General features: G+C 76.5%; 2 protein-coding genes and 1 pseudogene (1 of these 3 running past the window's edge). All 3 read right to left on the bottom strand.

Translation table 11 applies throughout. From position 1 onward, the window contains the following. Window positions 1-73: 73 nt before the first annotated feature. Window positions 74-6,139, bottom strand: a pseudogene (locus tag AC29IT_RS08820) (type I polyketide synthase); the annotation flags it as partial. Between the two features lie 120 nt (window positions 6,140-6,259). Then, on the bottom strand, window positions 6,260-13,069 hold the full coding sequence (locus tag AC29IT_RS08815; RefSeq protein ID WP_488218373.1) for an SDR family NAD(P)-dependent oxidoreductase: 6,810 nt from the start codon (window positions 13,067-13,069) through the stop codon (window positions 6,260-6,262). Window positions 13,070-13,096: 27 nt separating this feature from the next. Next, window positions 13,097-23,151 carry the end of a type I polyketide synthase gene (locus tag AC29IT_RS08810; RefSeq protein ID WP_488218372.1) on the bottom strand. The gene runs 17,824 nt beyond the window's last position, so only the last 10,055 of its 27,879 coding nucleotides appear in the window; the start codon falls outside the window, past its right edge — the gene reads right to left on this strand; the stop codon is at window positions 13,097-13,099.

The following is a 23,151-nucleotide window of genomic DNA, read 5'->3' as shown; positions in this document are numbered from 1 at the left end:
CCTCCGCTGTGTGGATCGACTGCGCGGACAACCCGCGGGCCGCCGCGCGGGGAGCTGCGGCCCGGCGAGGGGATCAGGTTCGGGCGGGCACCGGTTCCGCGAGCCAGGCGCGCACCACGTGCGCGGTCAGCTCGGAGTGCTCCTTGGCCAGCGAGAGGTGGTCGGCCTCGATGGTGCGCACCGCATCGGTGTCGATCACCGGCGGCGCCTTCGTGCCGCGGCTGCCCGGGACGGGCACCGAGCAGCGCACCAGCAGGGTCGGTGCGGTGGTGACCGGCGCGTCCGCGATCGCGGCGACCTTGTTGTACCAGTGCACCATCGCCGAGAGCCGGGCGCTGTTGAGGTTCACCGACGGGGTGTCGATGTCGGCCAGGTAGTAGTTCGCCACCTCGTCGTAGTCGATGTCGTCGTTGTCGTCGTAGCGCAGGCTCAGCGTGTCCAGCAGGACCACCGCCTCCGGGCGCACGCCCCAGGTGTCCTCCAGCAGGCCCGCCGCGTGGTAGGCGATGGTGCCGCCGGTGGAGTGCCCGATCAGCACGAACGGATCGCCGTCGCTGCCGTGCAGCGCGCTCTCCGCGACCGAGCGGACCGCCGCCGCACCGTGCTCCGGCAACGCCTCCCCCGGTTCGAAACCGACCAGCGGCAGCGCCGACACGTGCCGGATCCCGCGGAAGTGCGCGGCGATCCGCGCGTACTGGTGCACCCCGCCGGTCGCGCCCGGCGAGCTCACGCAGATCAGCCGCGGATCGGTCGGGCCGTCGGCGAGCGTCACCGGCTCGGGCAGTTCGGCCAGCTCCGCGGGCGTCTCGAAGGTCGGACGGGTCGCGGCGACCGCGCCCAGCATCCGCATCGACTCCTTGCGCTTGCCGCAGTGCACGCCGGCGAGGAACAGGTTCACCAGGCCGTCGTTCGGCCCGCTCTGCGCTCGCGGGCCGCCCGCGGCCGGTGCGACCCGCGCGTCGAGCTCGCCCGCCAGCCGACGGGCCAGCGCGTCCGGGGTCTTGGCGTCGAACACGACCGAGGCCGCCAGCCGCAGGCCCAGCTCCTCCCCCACGCGGTTGCGCAGCTCCACGGCGATCAGCGAATCGAAGCCGAGCTCCAGGAAGTCCCGTTCGGGGGCGACCGCGGCCGCGTCCCGATGGCCGAGCACGGCGGCGGCGTGCGAGACGACCAGTTCGGTGAGCAGCCGGTGGCGTTCCGCCCCGTCAGCGGCGGCGATCCGCTCGGCAGGCGACCCCGCCGCGCGGTGCGCCGCGGCGACGGGACGGCGGGCCGCGGGGATCAGCTCCCGCAGCACCGGTGGCACGTTGCCCTGCCCGCGCGCACCGGTGGCGTTCGTGCGGATCGGCACCACCAGCGCCTCGTCCCTGGTGCGCGCGGCGTCGAACAGCGCCAGTCCCTGCGCCGCGGACAGCGGCGGCAGCCCGGAGCCCGTCATGCGTTCCAGGTCGGCTTCGGTGAGCGCGGCGGTCATCCCGCTCGCGGGCGCCCACGGCCCCCAGGCGAGCGATTGCGCGGGCAGTCCTTGCGCGCGGCGGTGCTGCGCCAGCGCGTCCAGGAAGGCGTTGGCCGCCGCGTAGTTCCCCTGCCCCGGGCCGCCGATCACGCCGGACACCGAGGAGTACAGCAGGAACGCGGCCAGGTCGAGATCCCGGGTGGCCTCGTGCAGCCGCCACGCGGCGTCCACCTTCGGCCGCAGCACCCGGTCCAGCCGGTCGGCGGTGAGCGAGCCGATCGCGCCGTCGTCGAGCACCCCGGCGGTGTGCACCACCGCGGTGAGCGGTTGCGCGGCGGGGATCTCGGCGAGCAGTGCGGCGACCGCGGCCCCGTCGGCCACGTCGCAGGACGCGATCCGCACCTCGGCGCCGTGCGCGGTGAGCTCCGCCCGCAGCTCCAGCGCGCCGGGCGTGGCGGGCCCGCGGCGGCTGGCCAGCACCAGGTGCCGGGTGCCGTGCTCGGCGACCAGGTGCCGGGCCAGTTCGGCGCCGAGACCGCCGGTACCGCCGGTGATCAGCACGGTTCCCCCGGGATTCCAGCCCACGGGTTCCGCCGGACCGCCGGAGTGCCGCACGGCAGCCGGGACGCCGTCGTCCGGCTCGCCCCCACCGCCGCCGATGTCGTCGATGTCGTCGATGTCGTCCACTGTGGACTCGGTTGCGGTTCGAGCCTCGGGCAGCGGCAGCAGGCGGGCGACGCGGACCTCCCGCTGCCGCACCGCGATCTGCTGCTCCTCGGCGCCCAGCAACCCGGGCAGCACGGCCGCCGAGGTGAAGGCGTCGTCCAGGTCGACCAGCAGCAGCCGTCCCGCCGGTTCCTCGGCCTGCGCGGAGCGCACCAGGCCCCACACCGCCGCCGCGGCCACGTCCGCGGGCGCCTCGCCGTCCACCGACACCGCGCCCCGGGTGACGAACACCAGGTGGGAACCGGTGAGCCGCTGGTCGGACTGCCACTCCTGGAGCAGGGCGAGCGCCCGGCGGGCCAGCTCGTGCACCGCGGCGGGCTCCGCCGCGGTACCGCCGGTCACCGGGACCAGGAACACGTCCGGTGCGGTGCCGCCGCGCGTCAGGTCCGACAACGACTCGCCGTAGCCCACCACCGCCTCGTCCGCGCGGTGCAGCGCGTACGCCAGGTCGAACTCGTCGCCACCGACGATCGCCCAGCGCCGCCCGCCGACCGGCTCCGGCGCCGGGCCGGGAACCCAGTCCAGCCCGAACAGCGAGCGGGACACGTCCAGGTCCCCGGCGGCCGCGACGGGCTCCGGTTCCCGGGCGGAGGCCGCGGATTCCCCTTCGTGGTGCAGCGATTCCACCACCAGCACCGGGTTCCCCCGGCCGTCGACGGCGACGACCTCGGTCCCGTCCGCGCCGGGGCGCGCCCGCACCCGCAGCACCTCGGCACCGTTGGCGTGCAAGGACATCCCGTCCCAGCGGACGGCGTGCGCGCCGCCCGCGCCGGGGACGGCCGCGGCGACGCGGGCCACCGCGTCCAGCAGCACGGGATGCAGGTCGTGGCCCGCGGCGGGCACTCCCGGGGGCAGCGCGACTTCGGCGAACACGGCGCCGTCCCGGTGCAGCACCTCGAACGGCTCGTCCCGCGGCAGCGGTTCGGCCCCGGCGGGCGGCTCCCCGGTGAAGTCGACCTCGGGAGCGGCCGCGGTGCTCAGCACGCCGGTGCCGCGCTCGACCCACTCGGCGTCCTCGGCCGCCGCCGGCCGGGTGTGCAGCGCGAAGTTCCGGGCCCCGGACTCGTCGGCCGCCTCGATCCGCAGCTGCACCGCGACCGGTTCCACCGCGGACACCGGGTCGGCGCCCAGCACCAGCTCCGCGACCCGGTCGCAGCCCACCTCGTCGGCCGCGCGCAACGCGAGCTCGGCGAGCGCGGCCGCGGGCACCACGACCCCCGCCACGTCCGCCGTGATCCGGCCGGTCAGCACGACCGCGCTGGAACCCGCAAGCCCCACCGCGGCGCCGAGCACCGGGTGGTGCACCGCCCGCAAACCCAGCCCGGCCGCGTCCGCGGCACCGGCGGAGGCGGCGGGCCAGAACCGCTCGTGCTGGAACGCGTAGGTGGGCACGTCGACCCGGCGCGCCCCGGTTCCGGCGAACAGCTCCGGCCACGCCACCCGCAGCCCGCGCACGTGCAGCCGGGCGAGCGCCGTCACGAAGGCCGCCTCCTCCGGGCGGTCCCGCCGCAGCGCGGGCACCTCCACCGCGGTGGCGGGCAACGACTCCTGCGCCATCGCGCACAGCGAACCGTCCGGCCCCAGTTCCAGGAAGGTCCCGGCGCCCGCGACGGACAGCGCCCGCACCCCGTCGGCGAAGCGCACCGCTTCGCGGACGTGGCGCACCCAGTACTCCGGGGTGCTCAGGTCCGCGGTGGCCCGTTCCCCGGTCAAGTTCGACACGACCGGGATCTCCGCCGGGGCGAACGACAACTCCCGCACCACCGCGCGGAACTCCGCCAGCATCGGGTCCATCAGCGGCGAGTGGAACGCGTGGCTGACGCGGAGCCGCTTCGCCGCGCGCCCGTCGGCCCGCACCCGGTCCACCACGTCCTGCACGCCCTGCTCGTCGCCGGACACCACGACCGACCGCGGCCCGTTGATCGCGGCGATGGCGGTCCGGCCGGTGCACCACGGCTTGACCTCGGTCTCGCTCGCCTGCACGGCGGCCATCGCGCCGCCCGCGGGCAACCGGCTCATCAAGCGGGCCCGGGCGGACACCAGCTTCGCGGCGTCCGGCAGCGACAGCACGCCCGCGACGTGCGCGGCGGCGATCTCCCCCACCGAGTGACCGCCGAGCAGGTCCGCCCGCACGCCGAAGGACTCGGCCAGCCGGTACAGCGCCACCTCGACGGCGAACAGCGCGGGCTGGGTGCTTCCGGTGTCCTCCAGCGCCGCCTCGTCATCGCCCCAGATCACGTCGTGCAGCGAGCCGTCCCGGTGCCGGTCCAGCTCGGCCAGCACGTCGTCCAGCGCCGCGGCGAACACCGGGAACCGGGCGTGCAGCTCGCGGCCCATCCCGAGCCGCTGGGAACCCTGCCCGGAGAACAGCACCGCCAGCTTGCCGGGATCGGCGGCCACCGCGCCGCGCGCCACCTCCTCGACGCCGTCGTCGGTGGCCAGCAGCACCGCCCGGTGTTCGAAGGCGGACCGGCCAGTGGCCAGCGATCTCGCCACGTCGACCCGGTCGAGTTCCGGGTGCTCGGCGCGGAAGCCGGTGATCCGCTCCAGCTGCGCCTGCAACGCGGCCGGGGTGCGGCCGGACACCGGCCACGGCACCGCGGCCGGGCGCGGCACCTGCTCGGGCTCCGGCTCGGGCGGCTCCGGGGCCTGCTCCAGGACCACGTGCGCGTTGGTGCCGCTGATGCCGAACGAGGACACCCCGGCGCGGCGCGGATGCCCGGTGGCGGGCCACGCGGTGCGGCCGGTCGCCAGCTCCACGGCACCGGTGTCCCAGTCCACGTGCTCGGAGGGGCTGCGCACGTGCAGCGTCGGCGGCAGCTCGCCGTGCCGCATCGCCTGCACCACCTTGATCACGCCCGCGACGCCCGCGGCGGCCTGGGTGTGCCCGAGGTTCGACTTGATCGAGCCCAGCAGCAGCGGCGCGTCCCGGTCCCGCCCGTAGGTCGCCAGCAGCGCCTGCGCCTCGATGGGGTCGCCCAGCCGGGTTCCGGTGCCGTGCGCCTCCACCACGTCGACGTCCGAAGTGGACAGATCGGCGCCCGCGAGGGCCTGCCGGATCACCCGCTGCTGCGCGGGGCCGTTCGGCGCCGTCAAGCCGTTCGACGCGCCGTCCTGGTTCACCGCGCTGCCGCGCAGCACCGCCAGCACGCGGTGCCCGTGCCGCCGCGCGTCGGACAGCGTCTCCACCGCGAGCATCCCGACGCCCTCGGACCAGGCGGTGCCGTCCGCATCGGTGGAGAACGCCTTGCACCGGCCGTCCGGCGCCAGCCCGCCCTGCCTGCTGAAGGAGGAGAAGTTCGCCGAGGTGGTCATGATCGTGACCCCGCCCGCCAGGGCCAGCGAGCACTCCCCGGTGCGCACCGCCTGGGCGGCCAGGTGCAGCGCCACCAGCGAGGACGAGCAGGCGGTGTCCACGGTCAGCGCCGGACCCTCCAGCCCCAGGGCGAACGCCACCCGGCCGGAGAGCACGCTGGCCGCCATCCCGGTCGAGGCGTGCCCCTCCAGGTCCTCGCCCGAGGCGAGCACCAGGTGGATGTAGTCCTGCCCGGTGGTGCCGACGAACACGCCGGTACGGCTGCCCCGCAACGACTTCGGGTCGATCCCCGCGCGCTCCAGCGCCTCCCAGGACACCTCCAGCGCGTGGCGCTGCTGCGGGTCCATCGCGAGCGCCTCGCGCGGCGAGATGTCGAAGAACCCCGGGTCGAAGTCGCCCGCCCCCGGCAGGAACCCGCCGCGTCCGGTGGCGCTGCGCCCCTCGCCGAGCGCCGCCAGGTCCCAGCCGCGGTCCGCGGGGAACCCCGAGATCGCGTCCTCGCCCGCCGACAGCAGCTCCCAGAGCCGCTCCGGCGAATCAGCACCGGGGAACCGGCAGGCCATGCCGACGATCGCCACCGGCTCGTGCCTGCCCGTCTCCGCCTCGTGCAGGCGTTGGCGGGTCTCGTGCAGATCAGCGGTGACCCACTTCAGGTAATCGACGAGAGTGCTTTCGTCCGGCATCGTCGGTTCCTCTCTGCGAACGACCGCGGTGGCGCGCGCGCCACGGCACGGGTCCGGTCCGGTGTCGGTGGGCTGCGGTCAGGGCTGGGTTCGCCTGCCGAGCTCGTTGTCGATGAACGTCAGCAGGTCGTCGGCGCTCGCCCCTTGGATGCGCTCGCCCACCGCGGGCTCCGCGGACTCCTCGTCGCCGTGCCGCGCGGCGTCGCCGTAGCGCTCCAGCAGGCCGTGCAGCCGGGCGGTGACCTCGCGGCGGAACTCGGCGCCCGCCTCGCCCGCGGCGAGGACGTGCTCCAGGTGGTCCAGCTCGGCGAGCAGCGCCGTGCCGCCCTGCCCGGCCGATCCGCCGGACCCGCCCGGGACGTGCGCCCGGTCCGCCCCGTCGTCCGCCGCGCCGAACTCCGCGGCGAGGACCTGGGCCACCGCCAACGGGGTCGGGTGGTCGAAGACCAGGGTGGACGGCAGCCGCACCCCGGTCGACGCGGCGAGCCGGTTGCGCAGCTCCACGGCGGTGAGCGAGTCGAACCCGATGCGGCGGAACTCCCGCTCGGCACCGATCTCCGCGGCCGAACCGTGCCCGAGCACGACCGCCGCGGCGTCGCGGACCAGCAGCACCAGCTCCTGCTCGCGCGCCGGGCCGCGCAGCCCGGCGAGCCGTTCGGCGAGCCCGGCCCGCTCCGCCGCGGGGTCCGCGGCCGCGGCCGTCCGGCGAGTCGACCGCACCAGGCCGCGCAGCAGCGCGGGCACTTCGCCCTGCGCGCGGACCGCGGTCGACCCGATGCCCAGCGGCACCACCAGCGGTTCGTCCGCTCCGATCGCGGTGTCGAACAGCGCCAGCCCGCGTTCGACCGGCAGCGGCGGCATCCCGTTGTCGCCGATGCGGCGCAGGTCCCGCTCGTCGAGCCCGGCGGTCATGCCGACGCCCTGCTCCCACGCCCCCCACGCGAGGGAGACCGCGGGCAGCCCGCGCGCCCGGCGGTACCGGGCGAGGGCGTCCAGGAACACGTTGGCCGCCGCGTAGTTGGCCTGCCCGGCGCTGCCCAGCACCCCGGACACCGAGGAGTAGACGACGAACGCCGCCAGGTCCAGCTCGGCGGTGAGCTCGTGCAGGTGCCACGCCCCGTCCACCTTCGGCCGCAGCACCGCGTCCAGCCGCTCCCCGGTCAGCGCGTCGACCACCCCGTCGTCGAGGACGCCCGCGGTGTGCACCACCGCGGTCAGCGGGTGGTCCGCGGGCACCGCGGCCACCAGCTCGCGCGCGGCGTCCCGGTCCGCGACGTCGCAGGCGGCGAGGGTGACCTCGGCGCCGTGCTCGGCGAGTTCGGCGCGCAGGTCCGCAGCACCGGGCGCGTCCGGGCCGCGGCGGCTCGCCAGCAGCAGGTGCCGGGCACCGTGCCCGGTGACCAGGTGCCGGGCCAGTTCCGCGCCGAGCCCACCGGTGCCGCCGGTGATCAGCACGGTCCCGTCCGAGTCCCAGCCGCGCGGGACGGTCAGCACGATCTTGCCGACGTGCCGGGCGAGGCTCATGTGCCGGAACGCCTCCGGCGCCCGCCGCACGTCCCAGGTCCGCACCGGCAGCGGCCGCAGCACGTCCGCGTCGAACAGGCCGATCAGCTCGCGGAGCATCTCCTGGATGCGGTCCGGGTCGACCAGCCCGAGGTCGAACGACCGGTACCGCACGCCGGGCACGTCGGTGCGCAGGTCCGTCTTGCCCATCTCGACGAACCGGCCACCGCGCGGCTGCAACCGCAGCGAGGCGTCGACGAACTCGCCGGACAGCGCGTTGAGCACCACGTCGATGCCGCCGTCCCCGGCGACCTGCGCGAACGCCGCTTCGAACGCGGTGTCCCGGGAGGAGGCGATGTGGTCGTCGGCGACGCCCAGCGACCGCAGCACGTCCTGCTTGGCCTCGCTCGCGGTGGCGAACACCTCCGCCCCGAGGTGCTGGGCGAGCTGGATCGCCGCCATGCCGACGCCGCCGGCGCCCGCGTGCACGAGCACCTTCTCGCCCGCGCGCAGCCCCGCCAGGTCGACCAGGCCGTGGTAGGCGGTGAGGAAGACCAGCGGCACCGAGGCGGCGGTCGGCCAGGACCACGCCGCGGGCACCCGGGTCAGGAACCGCTCGTCGACCGTCCCCAGTGGACCGAACCCGCCGAACACCATGCCCAGCACCCGATCGCCCGGCTGCAGGCCGGTGACCTCGGGCCCGGTGTCCACGACGATCCCGGCGGCCTCCGAGCCGAACGGCCCGGCTTCGCCCGGGTACATGCCGAGCGCGTTGAGCACGTCCCGGAAGTTCACCCCGGCGGCCTCGATCCGCACCCGCACGTCCCGGCCGGCGAGCGGTTCCGCGGCCTGCGGGAACGGGACGAGTTCGAGGTCGTCCAGGCTGCCCTTGGCGGCGCTGTCCAGGTGCCAGGGCACGCCGGCGGGCGGCACCAGCGAGCTCGCGGTGGCCAGCGGCGCCAGCCGCGCCACCTGCGGTTCGCCGCCGCGGAGCACGGCTTGCGGTTCGTCGGCGGCGACGAGGCCGGGTACCACCGCGGGCACCGCGGTGGCGGAACCACCGCGCACCGCGCCGTCCCCCGCGCCGTCTTGATCAACCGGCTCGTCCGGGTCGTTCGGCTCGTCCCGGTCGTCCAAGTCGAGCAGCAGGAACCGGTCCGGGTGCTCGGCCTGCGCGGACCGCACCAGGCCCCACACCGAGGCCGCCGCGAGGTCCGGCTCCTCGGCCGCCGCGCCGCGGGTGACGAACACCAGCCGGGCGGCCGCGAACCGGTCGTCCGCGAGCCAGTGCCGCACCAGCTCCAGCACCCGCCCGGTGAGCGCGCGCACCGCCGCCGGGTCCGCCTGCTCGCCGCGGAGCGGGACCGCCACGAAGTCGGGCACCGGGTCCGGCAGTTCGGCGAGCGAATCCACCGCGTCGGCCACGCCGAGTCCGAGCTCGTCGGCGCCCAGCACGGCCCACCGCGCGGTGGGCGGCGTCCCGGAGTCGTCGCGGTGCGGCACCCAGTCGACGTGGAACAGCGAGTTCAGCTCGTCCTGCCCGGCGGGAGCCGCCGCGGCCGGGCCCGCCTCGCGCAGCACCAGGGAATCCACCGACAGCACCGGGATGCCCTGCGGGTCGGCGGCGACCAGCCGCACCGCGTCCTGCCCGCTGCGGGTGATCCGCACCCGCAGCACCGAGGCGCCGGAGGCGTGCAGCGAGGCACCGCTCCACGAGAACGGCAGCAACCCGCGACCGTCGGCCTCGGACGCGGCGAACACGGTGGCGTGCAGCACCGCGTCCAGCAGCGCCGGGTGCAGCCCGTAGGCCTCGGCGTCGCGGACCTCCGCGGGCAGCCGCACCTCCGCGTAGTGCTCCTCGTCGCGGCGCCACACCGCGTGCAGCCCGCGGAACACCGGCCCGTAGTCCAGCCCGGTCGCGGCGTAGTCGTCGTACAGCGAGCCGATGTCCACTTCGGACGAACCGGGTGGCGGCCAGGTCGCGGCGTCGAAGTCCAGCACGTGCTCCGGTTCGACGAGCAGCCCGGTGGCGTGCCGGGTCCAGGGCGCGCCCGGGTCGTCGGCCGACCGGGAGTGCAACCGCAGCTCGCGGCGGCCCGAGCCGTCGGCCCCATCCACCCGCAGCTGCACCTGCACGGCACCGCGTTCGGGCAGCACCAGCGGCGCGGCCAGCGTCAGGTCCTCCACCTGGGCGCAGCCCACCTGGTCGGCGGCGCGCACCGCGAGCTCCAGGAAACCGGTGCCGGGGAAGAACACGTGGCCGCCGACGACGTGGTCGGCCAGCCACGGGTGGGTGGCCAGCGAGAGCCTGCCGGTGAACAGCACCCCGTCCCCGTCCGCCTCGTCCACCGCGGCCCCCAGCAGCGGGTGCTCGGCCCCGGCCAGGCCGAGTCCGGCGGCGTCCCCCGCCGGCGGGGCGGCGTCCGGCCAGTACCGCTCGTGCTGGAACGCGTAGGTCGGCAGGTCGACGCGGTCGGCGCCGCCCGCGAAGAACTCGGCCCAGCCGACCGGGACCCCGGCCACGTGCAACCGGGCCAGCGCGGTCACCGCGGCGGCGTGGTCGTCCCGGTCGCGGCGCAGCACCGGGATCACCGGGGTGCCCGGTTCCAGGGTCTCCTGCGCCATCGAGCACAGCGCGCTGTCCGGCCCCAGCTCCAGGAATACCGAGGCACCGTCGTCGGCGAGCGCGCGCACCCCGTCCGCGAAGCGCACCGGTTCGCGCACGTGCCGCACCCAGTACTCCGGGTCGGCGAGCTCGGCGGCGGTGGCGGTGCGGCCGGTCAGGTTCGACACCAGCGGCAGCAGCGGCCTGCCGAAGGTGGCTCGCCGCACCACGGCCCGGAAGTCGTCGAGCATCGGGTCCATCAGCGGCGAGTGGAACGCGTGGCTGACCGCCAGCCGGGTGGTCGTGCGGCCCTCCGCGTCCAGCCGCTGCCGCACCGCGTCCAGCTCGTCCGCGGCGCCGGACAGCACCACCGAGCCGGGGGCGTTCACCGCGGCCACCGCGACCTGCCCGGTCAGCAGCGGTGCGACCTCGTCCTCGGCGGCGCGGACCGCGAGCATCGCGCCGCCCTCGGGCAGCGCCTGCATCAACCGGCCGCGGGCGGCGACGAGCGCGGCGGCGTCCGGCAGCGACAGCACCCCGGCGACGTGCGCCGCGGTGATCTCGCCGAGGGAGTGGCCCGCCACGAAACCGGGGGTGACGCCCCAGGATTCGAGCAGCCGGTACAGCGCCACCTCGACGGCGAACAGCGCGGGCTGGGTGTACCCGGTGCGGTCCAGCAGAGCCGCGTCGGGACCGCCGGATTCGGCGAACAGCAGCTCGCGCAGCGGCCGGTCCAGGTGCCGGTCCAGCTCGGCGAGCACCTTCTCCAGCGCGTCGGCGAACGCGGGGAACCGCTCGGCGAGCTCCCGCCCGGCGCCGGCGCGCTGGGTGCCCTGGCCGGAGAACAGCACGGCGAGCTTCGCCGGACGTTCCACCACGCCGCGGTGCGCGTCCGGCGCGGTGCCGTCGAGCCAGCCGGCGAGCGCGTCCCGCAGCCCGGTCGGTTCGGTGCCGGTCACGGCGAGCCGGTGTTCGCAGGCGGTACGGGTGGTGGCCAGCGAGAACGCCAGGTCCGCCGCGCGGGCGTCCGAGTGCGCGTCGAGGTGCCCGAGCAGTGCGGCCACCTGGTCGCGCAGCGCCTGCTCGGTGCGGCCGGACACCAGCCACGGCACCGGTCCGGGCGGCGCCTCGGCGGACCGGCCACCGGCGGACCCGGCACCGGCGGCTCCGAGGTCGGCGGATCCGGCGCCGGTCGCACCGGCGTGGGCCGCCTCGACATCGGTGGCCCCGGCGGCGGCGGTCCCGGCGGCGATGGACCCGGCGCGGGCGGCTCCGGCGCGGGTGATCCCGACATCGACGGCCCCGGCACCGGCGGATCGAGCCGCACCGGCCGCGGTCTCGTCCGGCGATGTCCCGGAAGCGGCGTCCGCCGCCTCCTCCGGCGCCTGCTCCAGGATCGTGTGCGCGTTGGTGCCGCTCACCCCGAACGAGGACACCGCCGCGCGGCGCGGCCTGCCGGTCTCCGGCCACGGTTCGGCCGCCGTCAGCAGTTCGACGGCACCGGACGACCAGTCCACGTGCGAGGACGGCGGATCGCAGTGCAGCGTGCGGGGCAGCACCCCGTGCCGCATCGCCTGCACCACCTTGATCACCCCGGCGACGCCTGCGGCGGCCTGCGCGTGCCCGAGGTTGGACTTGATCGACCCCAGCCGCAGCGGTTCCGCCCGGTCCTGCCCGTAGGTCGCCAGCAGGCTGCTCGCCTCGATCGGATCGCCCAGCGACGTCCCGGTGCCGTGCGCCTCCACCATATCGACGTCCGATGTGGACAGTTCGGCGGCGGACAGGGCCTGCCGGATCACCCGCTGCTGCGCGCGCCCGCTGGGCGCGGTGAAGCCGTTGGAGGCGCCGTCGGAGTTCACCGCGGAGCCGCGCACCAGCGCCAGCACCGGGTGCCCGTTGCGGCGCGCGTCGGAGAGCCGTTCCAGCACCAGCACGCCGACGCCCTCGGACCAGCCGGTGCCGTCCGCGGCGTCGGAGAACGCCTTGCACCGGCCGTCGGTGGCCAGCCCGCCCTGCCTGCTGAACTCCAGCAGCGCGCCCGGGGTGCACATCACGTTCACGCCCCCGGCCAGCGCCAGCTCGCACTCCCCCGCCCGCAGCGCGTGCGCCGCCTGGTGCAGCGCGACCAGCGAGGACGAGCAGGCGGTGTCCACGGTGACCGCCGGGCCCTCCAGCCCCAGTTCGTAGGACAGCCGGCCGGAGACGGCCCCCGCCGCGATGCCGGTGCCCACGTCGCCGTCGGCGTCGGCCAGCGACCGCACCACCAGGTAGGCGTAGTCCTGCCCGTTGGTGCCGACGAACACGCCGGTGCGGCTGCCGCGCAGCGCCGCGGGATCGAGGCCCGCGCGCTCCACCGCCTCCCAGGACACCTCCAGCAGCAGCCGCTGCTGCGGGTCCATGGACAGCGCCTCGCGCGGCGAGATGCCGAAGAAGCCGGGGTCGAAGTCGGCGACGCCGTCGAGGAACCCGCCGCGGCGGGTCACCTCGTTGCCGCGCGCGTCGGTGCCCGCGTCCCGCAGCTCCGCCAGGTCCCAGCCGCGGTCGGCGGGGAACTCGCCGATGGCGTCACCGCCCGAGTCGACCAGCTCCCACAGCTGTTCCGGGGAGCGGATCCCGCCCGGGTAGCGGCAGCCGATCGACACGATCGCGATCGGTTCGGCCCGCTGCGCGAGGAGCCGCTGGTTCTGCCTGCGCAGCCGCTCCGTCTCCTTCATCGACGCGCGGAGTGCCTTTTCGACCTGCACCTGCCGGTCCACCGGGGCGTGCTCGCCAGAGGTCATCATCAACTCCGTGGGTCGGTCTCGACATCAGTCGGTCTCGACGGCACCGTCGAGCGCCGCCTGCACGAGGTCGTCCAGTGCCATCGCGTCGATCGACTCATCGGTCCCGGCCTCGGTACCGGAGTCCGCCCCGTCCGCCTGCTCGCCGTCCGGCCCGTCCAGCCCGTCCAGCGCCTCCAGCACGCCCGCGGCGCGCAGCGCGGACAGCGGTGCGGTGGCCAGCAGCCGCCGGATGCGCGCCTCGTCCGCCTCGTCCGCCCCTGGGTCACCGTCGAGGTCGAGCCCGGTGAGCAGGTGGTCGGCGAGGTCGGCGGGTGTCGGGTGGTCGAAGACCATCGTCGCGCCGAGCCGCAGCCCGCTCGCGGCGCCGAGCCGGTTGCGCAGCTCCACGGCCGCCAGCGAGTCGAAGCCGAGGTCGCGGAACGCCCGGTCGGGGCCGACGGCGTCCGGCCCGGAGTGACCGAGGATGTCGGCGCTGTGCCCGCGGACCAGGTCGAGCAGCACGTCCCGGCGGCGGGCCGGGGGCAGTTCGGCGAGTTCGGCGCGCAGCGAGCCGTTCTCGACGGGCGCGGGCGCCGTGTCCTCGGCGCGGCCGGGCAGTTCGCGCAGCAGCGGGCTGGGCCGGGCCGCGGTGAAGGTGCGGGCGAACCGCTCGCTCACCGCGGCGACCAGCGGCGCCGGTTCCGCGCCGATGGCGAGCTCGTCGAACGCCCGCAGCGCCAGGTCGGGGCGCATGGCGTCGACACCACCGCGCTGGGCGTGGTCGGCGGCGTCCTGACCCGCGGCCATCCCGGCACCGGCCCAGGCGCCCCAGGCGATGGAGGTGGCGGGCAGCCCGGCGGCGTGCCGCTGTTCGGCGAGCGCGTCGAGCACCGCGTTCGCGGCCGCGTACCCGCCCTGCCCGGCGTTGCCGACGGCGGCCGACGCGGAGGAGAACAGCACGAACGCGGTCGGCTCGTGCTCGCGGGTGAGCTCGTCGAGCAGCAGCGCCCCGGTGACCTTGGTGCGCAGCACCGCGTCGAACCGGTCGGGGGTGAGCCCGTCGAGCACTCCGTCGTCGAGCACCCCGGCGGCGTGCACCACGCCGGTGAGCGGGTGCGCGGCGGGGATGCCGCCGAGCACGGCGGCCAGCGACTCCCGGTCGGCGACGTCGCACGCTTCGACGGCGGTGGTGGCGCCGAGTTCGGCGAGTTCGGCGCGGAGCTCCGCGGCTCCCGGCGCGTCGGCGCCGCTGCGGCTGAGCAGCACCAGGTGTTCCGCCCCGGTCGCGGCGAGGTGCCGGGCGACCTGGGCGCCGAGCGCGCCGGTGCCGCCGGTGATGAGCACGGTGCCGGTGGGGTTCCACCGCTGCGCGGGCCGTTCGGGGGCGGGCAGCAGGCGGCGGCCGAGGGTGGCGCCGGGCCGCACCGCGACCTGGTCCTCGCCGTCGAGACCGGCGAGCACCGTCGCGAACCGCGCGGTGGTGTCCGCGTCGAGTTCCGCGGGCAGGTCGATCAGCCCGCCCCAGCGGTCCGGGTGTTCGAGCGCGGCGACGCGGCCGAGCCCCCACGCGGCGGCCTGCACCGGGTGCGGCACGGGTTCGCCGCGACCGGCGGCGACCGCACCGCGGGTGACAGTCCACAGTGGCGCGTCGAGCCCGGCGTCGCCGAGGGCTTGCAGCAGGGTCGCGGTGCGGGCCGGTCCGGCCGGCACGGCGCGCCCGGTGTCGGTGGTGGCGAGCAGCGAGACCACACCGTCGACGGGCCGGCCGCCGGTGGCCTCGCGGAGCAGGACGCTCCAGGACTCCCGGTCGGGGGCGTCGAGTTCGACCCGCACCGCGTCGTCGAACGCGCCGAGCACGTCGGCGTCCCGGCCGGTGCCGCCCGCGGGCAGCACCACCAGCCAGGTCCCGGTGGGCCGAGCGGCCGGGGCGGTGAGCGCCTTCCAGCCGAAGCGGTGCCGCCAGGAGTCGACGGTCGCCTGCTCCTGCTGCCGTTCCCGCCAGCCGGACAGCGCGGGCAGCACCTCGGACAGCGCGGTGCCGGGCACGTCGAGTTCCGCGGCGAGCTCGGTGTAGTCGGCGTCCGCGACCGCGTTCCAGAACGCGGTGTCGGATTCCGCTGCGGCAGCGCGGTTGTCCGCCGCGGGTGCCGCGGTCTCCGGCCAGAAGCGCTCGTGCTGGAACGGGTAGGTCGGGAGGTCCGCGCGGCGGGCGCCGCGGTCGGCGAAGAACTCGGCCCAGCGCGGCGTCGTCCCGCAGGTGTGCAGCCGGGCCAGCGCGGTGATCGCGGTCTCGGCCTCGTCCCGTCCGGCGCGCTGCGCGGGGACCACCTCGGCCTGGCCGTCGAGGGTGCCGTCGACCAGTGCGGCGAGCACCGCGTCCGGGCCCAGTTCGCAGCAGGTGCCGACGCCGCGATCGGCGAGGGTGCGGACGCCGTCGGCGAACCGCACGGCCCGGCGCACGTGGTCCACCCAGTAACCGGGATCGCACAGCTGCTCAGCGGTGGCGATCCCACCGGTCAGGTTGGACACGACCGGGAGCGCCGGGGCGGCGTAGCCGATGTCCCGGGCGGTGCGGCCGAATTCCTCCAGCATGGCGTCCATCAGAGGTGAGTGAAACGCATGGCTGACCCGCAAACGCCTAGTCTTTCGCCCGTTCGCCGCGAACCGCTCGGCGAGCTCGCGCACCGCCGGCTCGTCCCCGGCGAGAACCAGCGAGTCGGGTGCGTTGAGGGCGGCGATCGCGACCTGCTCGGTGAGCAGCGGCACGACCTCCTCTTCGGCCGCCTGCACCGCGATCATCGCCCCGCCCGCGGGCAGCGCCTGCATCAGCCGGGCCCGGGCGGCGACGAGCCGCACCGCGTCCGGCAGCGAGAACACGCCCGCGACGTGCGCGGCGACGAGCTCCCCGATCGAGTGCCCGGTGAGGAAGTCCGGTCGCACGCCCCAGGATTCGAACAGCCGGTGCAGCGCGACCTCGAACGCGAACAGCGCGGGCTGGGTGAACCCGGTCTCGTCGAGCAGCGCCGCATCCTCGCTGCCCGCCTCGGCGAACATCACGTCCCGCAACGGCCGGTCCAGTTCCAGGTCGAAGTGCGCGCACACCTCGTCCAACGCGGCCGCGAACACCGGGAACCGGGCCGACAGCTCCCGGCCCATCCCGGCGCGCTGGGCGCCCTGCCCGGAGAACAGGAACGCGAGCTTGCCCGGTTTTCCGCCGCCGCGCAGCAGGTTCGGCGCGGTCCCGCCACCGGCGAGCGCGGTGAGCCCGGCGTGCAGCGCGGTGCGGTCGGCGGCGAGCACGGCGGCCCGGTGCTCGAAGTGCGCGCGGGTGGTGGCCAGCGAGCAGGCCAGGTCGGCGAGCTCGGTTCCGGTGCGCAGCAGCAGTTCCGCTTGCGCCCGCAGCGCTTCCGGGGTGCGGGCGGAGACGACGACGGGCAGCAGTCCCGGTTCCGCCGCGGGTTCCACCGGCGCCTCGACCTCGGGCGCCTGCTCCAGGACCACGTGCGCGTTGGTGCCGCTGGCGCCGAAGGAGGACACCGCGGCGCGGCGCGGCCTGCCGGTGCCGGGCCAGCCGGTGCGCTCGGTGAGCAGCTCGACGGCGCCCGCCGTCCAGTCGACGTGCGTGGAGGGCCGGTCCACGTGCAGCGTCTTCGGCAGTTCGCCGTGCCGCATCGCCAGCACCGACTTGATGACGCCCGCGACGCCGGAAGCGGCTTGGCTGTGCCCGATGTTGGACTTGATCGAGCCGAGCAGCAGCGGTTCTTCCCGGCCCTGCCCGTAGGTCGCCAGCAGCGCCTGCGCCTCGATCGGATCGCCCAGCGAGGTGCCGGTGCCGTGCGCCTCCACCACGTCCACATCGGACGGTGCGAGGCCGGCGGCGGCGAGCGCCTTGCGGATCACCCGCTGCTGGGACAGCCCGTTCGGCGCGGTGAGCCCGTTCGAGGCACCGTCCGAGTTGACGGCGGACCCGCGCAGCACGGCGAGCACCTGGTGCCCGTGCCGCCGCGCGTCGGACAGCCGCTCCACCACGAGCATCCCGACGCCTTCGGACCAGCCGGTGCCGTCGGCGCCGTCGGCGAAGGCGCGGCAGCGCCCGTCCGGGGACAGCGCGCCCAGCTCGCCGAACTCGACGAAGCCGACGGGGGTGGACATCACCGTCACCCCGCCGGCCAGCGCGACCGAGCAGTCGCCGGTGCGCAGCGCCTGCACCGCCTGGTGCAGCGCGACCAGCGAGGACGAGCAGGCGGTGTCCACGGTGACCGCGGGCCCTTCCAGCCCGAAGGTGTAGGCGAGCCGCCCGGAGATGAGGCTCGCGGACTGGGCGGTCTGGGCGTGCCCGACCTGCCCGGCCGGGGGCCGGTAGTCGCCGGAGCCGCCGCCGACGAACACGCCCGCGTCGGTGCCGCGCAGCGCCGCCGGGTCGATGCCGGCGCGTTCCCACGCCTCCCAGGCCGCTTCGAGCACGATGCGCTGCTGCGGGTCCATCACCATGGCTTCGCGCGGCGAGATGCCGAAGAAGCCGGGGTCGAATTCGGCGACGTCGTAGAGGAATCCGCCTTCCTTGGTGCCCATCGCGGTCAGGTCCCAGCCGCGGTCGGCGGGCGCGGGCCCGATGGCGTCGGTCTCGTCGAGCAGCAGCCGCCACAGGTCTTCGGGCGAGCGGACGCCGCCCGGGTAGCGGCAGCTCATGCCGACGATGGCGATCGGGTCGTCGTCCGGTGCCGCGGCGGCCGCGACGGGTTCGGTGCCGCGTTCGGCGCCGGTGAGCTCGGCGAGCAGGTGCGCGGCGAGCGCGTCCGGCGTCGGGTGGTCGAACACGAGCGTGGCGGGCAGTGCGAGCCCGGTGGCCGCGCCGAGCGCGCCGCGCAGGTCCACGGCGGTGAGCGAGTCGAAGCCGAGGTCGCGGAACGGCAGGTCCGGTTCGACGGCGTCCGGGCCGCCGTGCCCGAGGACCTGGGCGGCGGCCGTGCGCACCAGGTCGAGCACCCGGTCGGCGCGCTCCGGTCCGCCGAGCGCGGCGAGCTCGGCGAGCAGCGAGCCGCCGTCGGGGCCGGCGTCGGCATCGGCGGGCGCGGCCGCGGAGATGTCGTCGAACAGCGCGCTGCGGCGGCCCGCGGTGAACGCGGGCGCGAAGGTCTCCCACCGCACGTCGGCGAGCACCAGCGAGGTCTCGGGCCCGCCGAGGGCGCGGCCGAACGCGGTGGCGGCCCGGTCCGGGTCCAGCGCGGGCAGCCCGTTGGCCCTGCGGTGCGCCGCCGCTCCGTCCGATGTGGACTCCCAGGCGCTCCAGGCGAGCAGCCGGGCGGGGACGCCGTCGGCGGCCAGCCGGCGAACCAGCGCGTCGAGCCGGGCGCCGTCGGCGGCCGCCTGCTGCTGCCCGCGCACGCCCCACACCGCGGCGATGGAGGTCATCAGCACGAACGCGTCGAGGGGCTGTCCGGCCAGCAGTGCGGCGAGCTGTTCGGCGTCCGCGACGGGGTCGGTGCCGTCGGCGGCGTGCACGACGGCGGTGATCGGGCCGGGTGCGGCGTCGAGGACCTCGCGGAGGTCCGCGGTGCTCGCGCGCAGCACGTGCTCGGCGCCGTCGGCGGCGAACCGGCTGCTCAGGTGGCCGGTGGAGGTGTCGTCGCCGACGACGAGCACGGTGCCGTGCGCCCGCCACGGGGCGGCGGGCGCAGGTGCGGGCCGGAGCCTGCGCCCGTAGGCGCCCGCGGCGCGCAGCGCGACCTGGTCCTCGGTGCCGCCGAGGACGGCGGGCAACCGCTCGGCGGCGCGCCGGTCGGCGGTCGCGGGCAGGTCCACGAGCCCGCCCCACGCCTCGGGTTCGTCCAGGGCCAGGACGCGGCCGCGGCCCCACAGCGCGGCGGCCTCGACGTCCGGGAGCTCGGCGCGGCCGACGGCGACGGCGCCGCGGGTCAGCGCCCACAGCGGTGCGGTGATCCCGGCGTCCCGCAGCGCGGGCAGCAGCGCGGCCGGGTCGGTGCCGGGCAGCGCGACGACCGCGGCGTAGTCGTCCTGGAGCTCGCCGGTGGCGGCGGGTTCGCGCACGTCGGCGCCGGGCAGGGCGTCCAGCACCGCGGTGGTCCAGTCGGTGTCCCGCTCCGCCGCGGGGACGAGCACCAGCCAGGGGCCGGTGGACCGGCGGGCGGTGCTGATCGGCGTCCATCCGATCGCGTAGCGCCAGTCGTCCACGGCGGCGTGTTCGCGGCGGTGGCGGCGCCAGGACGACAGCGCGGGCAGCACGGCGGACAGCGACGCGTCGTCCACGTCGAGGGAACCGGACAGCGCGGTGAGGTCCTCCCGTTCGACGGCGGCCCAGAACTCGGCGTCCGCCGGATCGCCCGCGGTGGCGGCGGCCGGTTCCGGCCAGTAGCGCTCCCGCTGGAACGCGTAGGTCGGCAGCGCGGTGCGCCGCGCCCCGGTGCCCGCGAAGTGCGCCACCCAATCGACCTGGGCGCCGTGGACGTGCAGCCGGGCGAGGGCGGTGCCGAGCGCGGTCTCCTCGTCCCGGTCGGCGCGCTGGGTGGCGACGACGAGCGGGCCGTCCGCGGGCAGCGACTGCCGGGCGAGCGCGGCGAGCACCCCGTCCGGTCCGAGTTCCACGAACCGAGTGGTGCCCGCCTCGTGCAGGGTGCGGACGGCGTCGGCGAACCGCACGGCCTCGCGCAGGTGCCGCACCCAGTAGTCGGCGGTGCCCAGTTCGGCGGGGTCGGCGACGACCCCGGTCAGGTCGGAGACCACCGGGATCTCCGGGGCGTGGAACTCGATTCCGGCCGCGGTGCGGCGGAATTCGTCCAGCACCGGGTCCATCAGCGGCGAGTGGAAGGCGTGGCTGACGGTGAGCCCACGGGTGCGGCGGCCGAGGTCGCCGAAGTGCGCGGCGATGCGCTGCGCTTCGGCGGTGTCGCCGGAGACGACGACGGAGTCGGGCCCGTTCACGGCGGCGATCGCGACCCGCTCGGTGAGCTGCGCGGCCACTTCGTCCTCGGTGGCCTGCACCGCGATCATCGCTCCGCCGGCGGGCAGCGCCTGCATCAGCCGGGCTCGGGCGCCGACGAGCTTCGCGGCGTCCGGCAGCGAGAACACGCCCGCGACGTGCGCGGCGGCCAGTTCGCCGATGGAGTGCCCGGTGAGCAGGTCGGGGCGCAGCCCCCAGGATTCGAGCAGCCGGTGCAGCGCGACCTCGAACGCGAACAGCGCGGGCTGGGTGAACCCGGTCTCGTCGAGCAGCGCGGCATCCTCGCTGCCGGGCTCGGCGAACATGATCTCGCGCAGCGGCCGGTCCAGTTCGAGGTCCAGGTGCGCGCACACCTCGTCCAGCGCGGCCGCGAACACCGGGAACCGGGCGGCCAGCTCGCGGCCCATCCCCGCGCGCTGCGCGCCTTGGCCGGAGAACAGGAACGCGGTCCTGCCGGGCCCGGCGTCGGTGCCGCGGGCGACTTCCACGGCCCCGTCCGGACCGGCCAGCAGCACCGCCCGGTGCCGCAGCGCGGCTCGTCCGGTGGCCAGCGAGAAACCAACGTCCACAGTGGACATATCGGTCCCGGTCGTGGCGCCGGTGAGCCGCGCGAGCTGCTCGTCCAGCGCCTCCCGGGTGCGGGCCGACACCGGCCACGGCACGGCCCGCGGCCGCACCAGCACCTCCTCCGGTCCGGGTTCGGGTTCGGGGGCCTGTTCGAGGATGACGTGCGCGTTGGTGCCGCTCACGCCGAACGCGGAGACCCCGGCGCGGCGCGGATGCCCGGCCGCCGGCCACGGCCGCGGTTCGGCGAGCAGCGCCATCCCGGCGGCGTCCCAGTCCACGTGCGGGCTGGGCCGTTCGGCGTGCAGCGTCTTCGGCAGCGTGCCGTGCCGCATCGCCAGCAGCACCTTCACCACCCCGGCGACGCCCGCGGCGGCCTGGGTGTGGCCCAGATTCGACTTGATCGCGCCGAGGTGCAGCGGTTCCGCCCGGTCCCGGCCGTAGGTGGCCTGCAGCGCCCCGGCTTCGATCGGGTCGCCGAGGGTGGTGCCGGTGCCGTGCGCCTCGACCGCGTCCACGTCGGTGGCGGTGAGCCCGGCGTCGGCGAGGGCCTGCCGGATCACCCGCTGCTGGGCGGGCCCGTTCGGGGCGGTGAGCCCGTTCGAGGCGCCGTCCTGGTTGACCGCGCCGCCGCGCACCACGCCCCACACCTCGTGGCCGTGCCGCCGCGCGTCGGAGAGCCGTTCCAGCACGAGCACGCCGACGCCTTCCGACCAGGCGGTGCCGTCGGCGTCCGCGCCGAACGCCTTGCAGCGCCCGTCCGGGGCGAGCCCGCTCTGCGCGCTGAACTCGACGAACGAGTCCGGCCCGGACATCACCGACACGCCGCCGGCCAGCGCCAGCGAGCACTCCCCGGACCGCAGGGCCTGCAACGCCCAGTGCAGCGCGACGAGCGAGGACGAGCAGGCGGTGTCCACGGTGACCGCGGGCCCTTCCAGCCCGAGCGAGTAGGACAGCCTGCCGGAGAGCACGCTGGCGGTGTTGCCGGTGGCCACGTGCCCGCGGACGTCGGCACCGGCCGCGCGCAGCAGCTGCGAGTAGTCCTGCCCGTTGGTGCCGATGAACACGCCGGTCGCGCTGCCGCGCAGCCCGTCCGGGGCGATCCCGGCTCGTTCCAGCGACTCCCAGGTGGTCTCCAGCAGCAGCCGCTGCTGCGGGTCCATCGCGAGCGCCTCGCGCGGCGAGATGCCGAAGAACGGCGCGTCGAAGTCGGCGACCCCGTCCAGGAAGCCGCCTTCCCGGGTGGCGGAGTCCCCGGCAGCGAGCGCGGCCAGGTCCCAGCCGCGGTCGGTGGGGAACGGTCCGATCGCGTCGGTGCCCGCGGCCAGCAGCTCCCACAGGTCCTCGGGCCCGCGGACCCCGCCGGGGAAGCGGCAGCCGATGCCGACCACGACGACCGGGTCATCGGCGGCGGCGCGCGCGACCGGCACCGGCGCGGACGCGGGCGCGGGCAGCGAGCCGAGCAGTTCGGCGAGCAGGAAGTCCCGCAGCGCCACCGGGTTCGGGTGGTCGTAGACGAGGGTGGCGGGCAGCGCGAGGCCGGTGGCGGCGCTGAGCGCGTTGCGCAGCTCGACGGTGGTCAGCGAGTCGAACCCGAGGTCCTGGAACGCCCGGTCGGCGGGGACGTCGGCGGCGGTGGCGTGGCCGAGGACCGCGGCGACCTGGGCGAGCAGCAGGTCCAGCACGGCCGGCGCGCGGTCGGCCTCGGGCAGCGCGGCGAGGGTGGCCCACAGCCCCGGCGCGTCCGGCGCGGCGGCCGGTTCCGGCCGGTCCGGTTCGCGGACCGCCGGGATCTCGGCGACGAACCCGCGCGAGGCGGGGAACGCGGCGGTGAACCGCGCCCAGTCGATGTCGGCGACGGCGACCGCGGTGTCCTGCTGCCCGAGCGCGCGGTGCAGGGCGGCGAGCGCGCTGCGCGGTTCCATCGGGGTGAACCCGCCGCGGCGCACCCGCTGCCGCACGCCGTCCGCGTCGGCGGCCATGCCCGCTTCGGCCCACGGGCCCCAGGCGAGCGAGGTCGCGGGGCGGCCGGTGGCGCGGCGGGCTTCGGCCAGCGCGTCCAGGGCGGCGTTCGCGGCCGCGTAGTTGCCCTGGCCCGCGGCGCCGAAGGTTCCCGCGGTGGAGGAGAACAGCACGAACGCGTCGAGCTCGACGTCCGCGGTGAGCTCGTCGAGGTGCTGGGCGGCGCGGACCTTCGCACCCCAGACCTGCGCGAACCGGTCGGGGGTGAGCGAGTCGAGGACGCCGTCGGCGACGACCCCGGCGGTGTGCACCACGGTGCGCAGCGGCAGCTCGGCGGGGATCTCGGCGAGGGCGGCGGCCAGCGCGTCCCGGTCGGCCACGTCGCAGGCGGCGAGGCTGACCCGGGCGCCGTGCTCGGCGAGTTCGGCGCGCAGCTCGGCGGCGCCGGGCGCGTCGGCACCGCGACGGCTGAGCAGCAGCAGGTGCTCGGCGCCCGCGGCGGCGAAGGAACGGGCGACGTGCCCGCCGAGCCCGCCGGTGCCGCCGGTGATGAGCACGGTCCCGGCGCCAGGCCGGGGTGCGGCCTCGCCGGTCGCGGGCGCGGGCACCAGGCGGC

Source organism: Saccharopolyspora sp. MMCC62 (assembly GCF_057736575.1).
The sequence above is the reverse complement of the archived record's forward strand: the minus strand, read 5'-3'. Positions and strand labels throughout refer to the sequence as shown.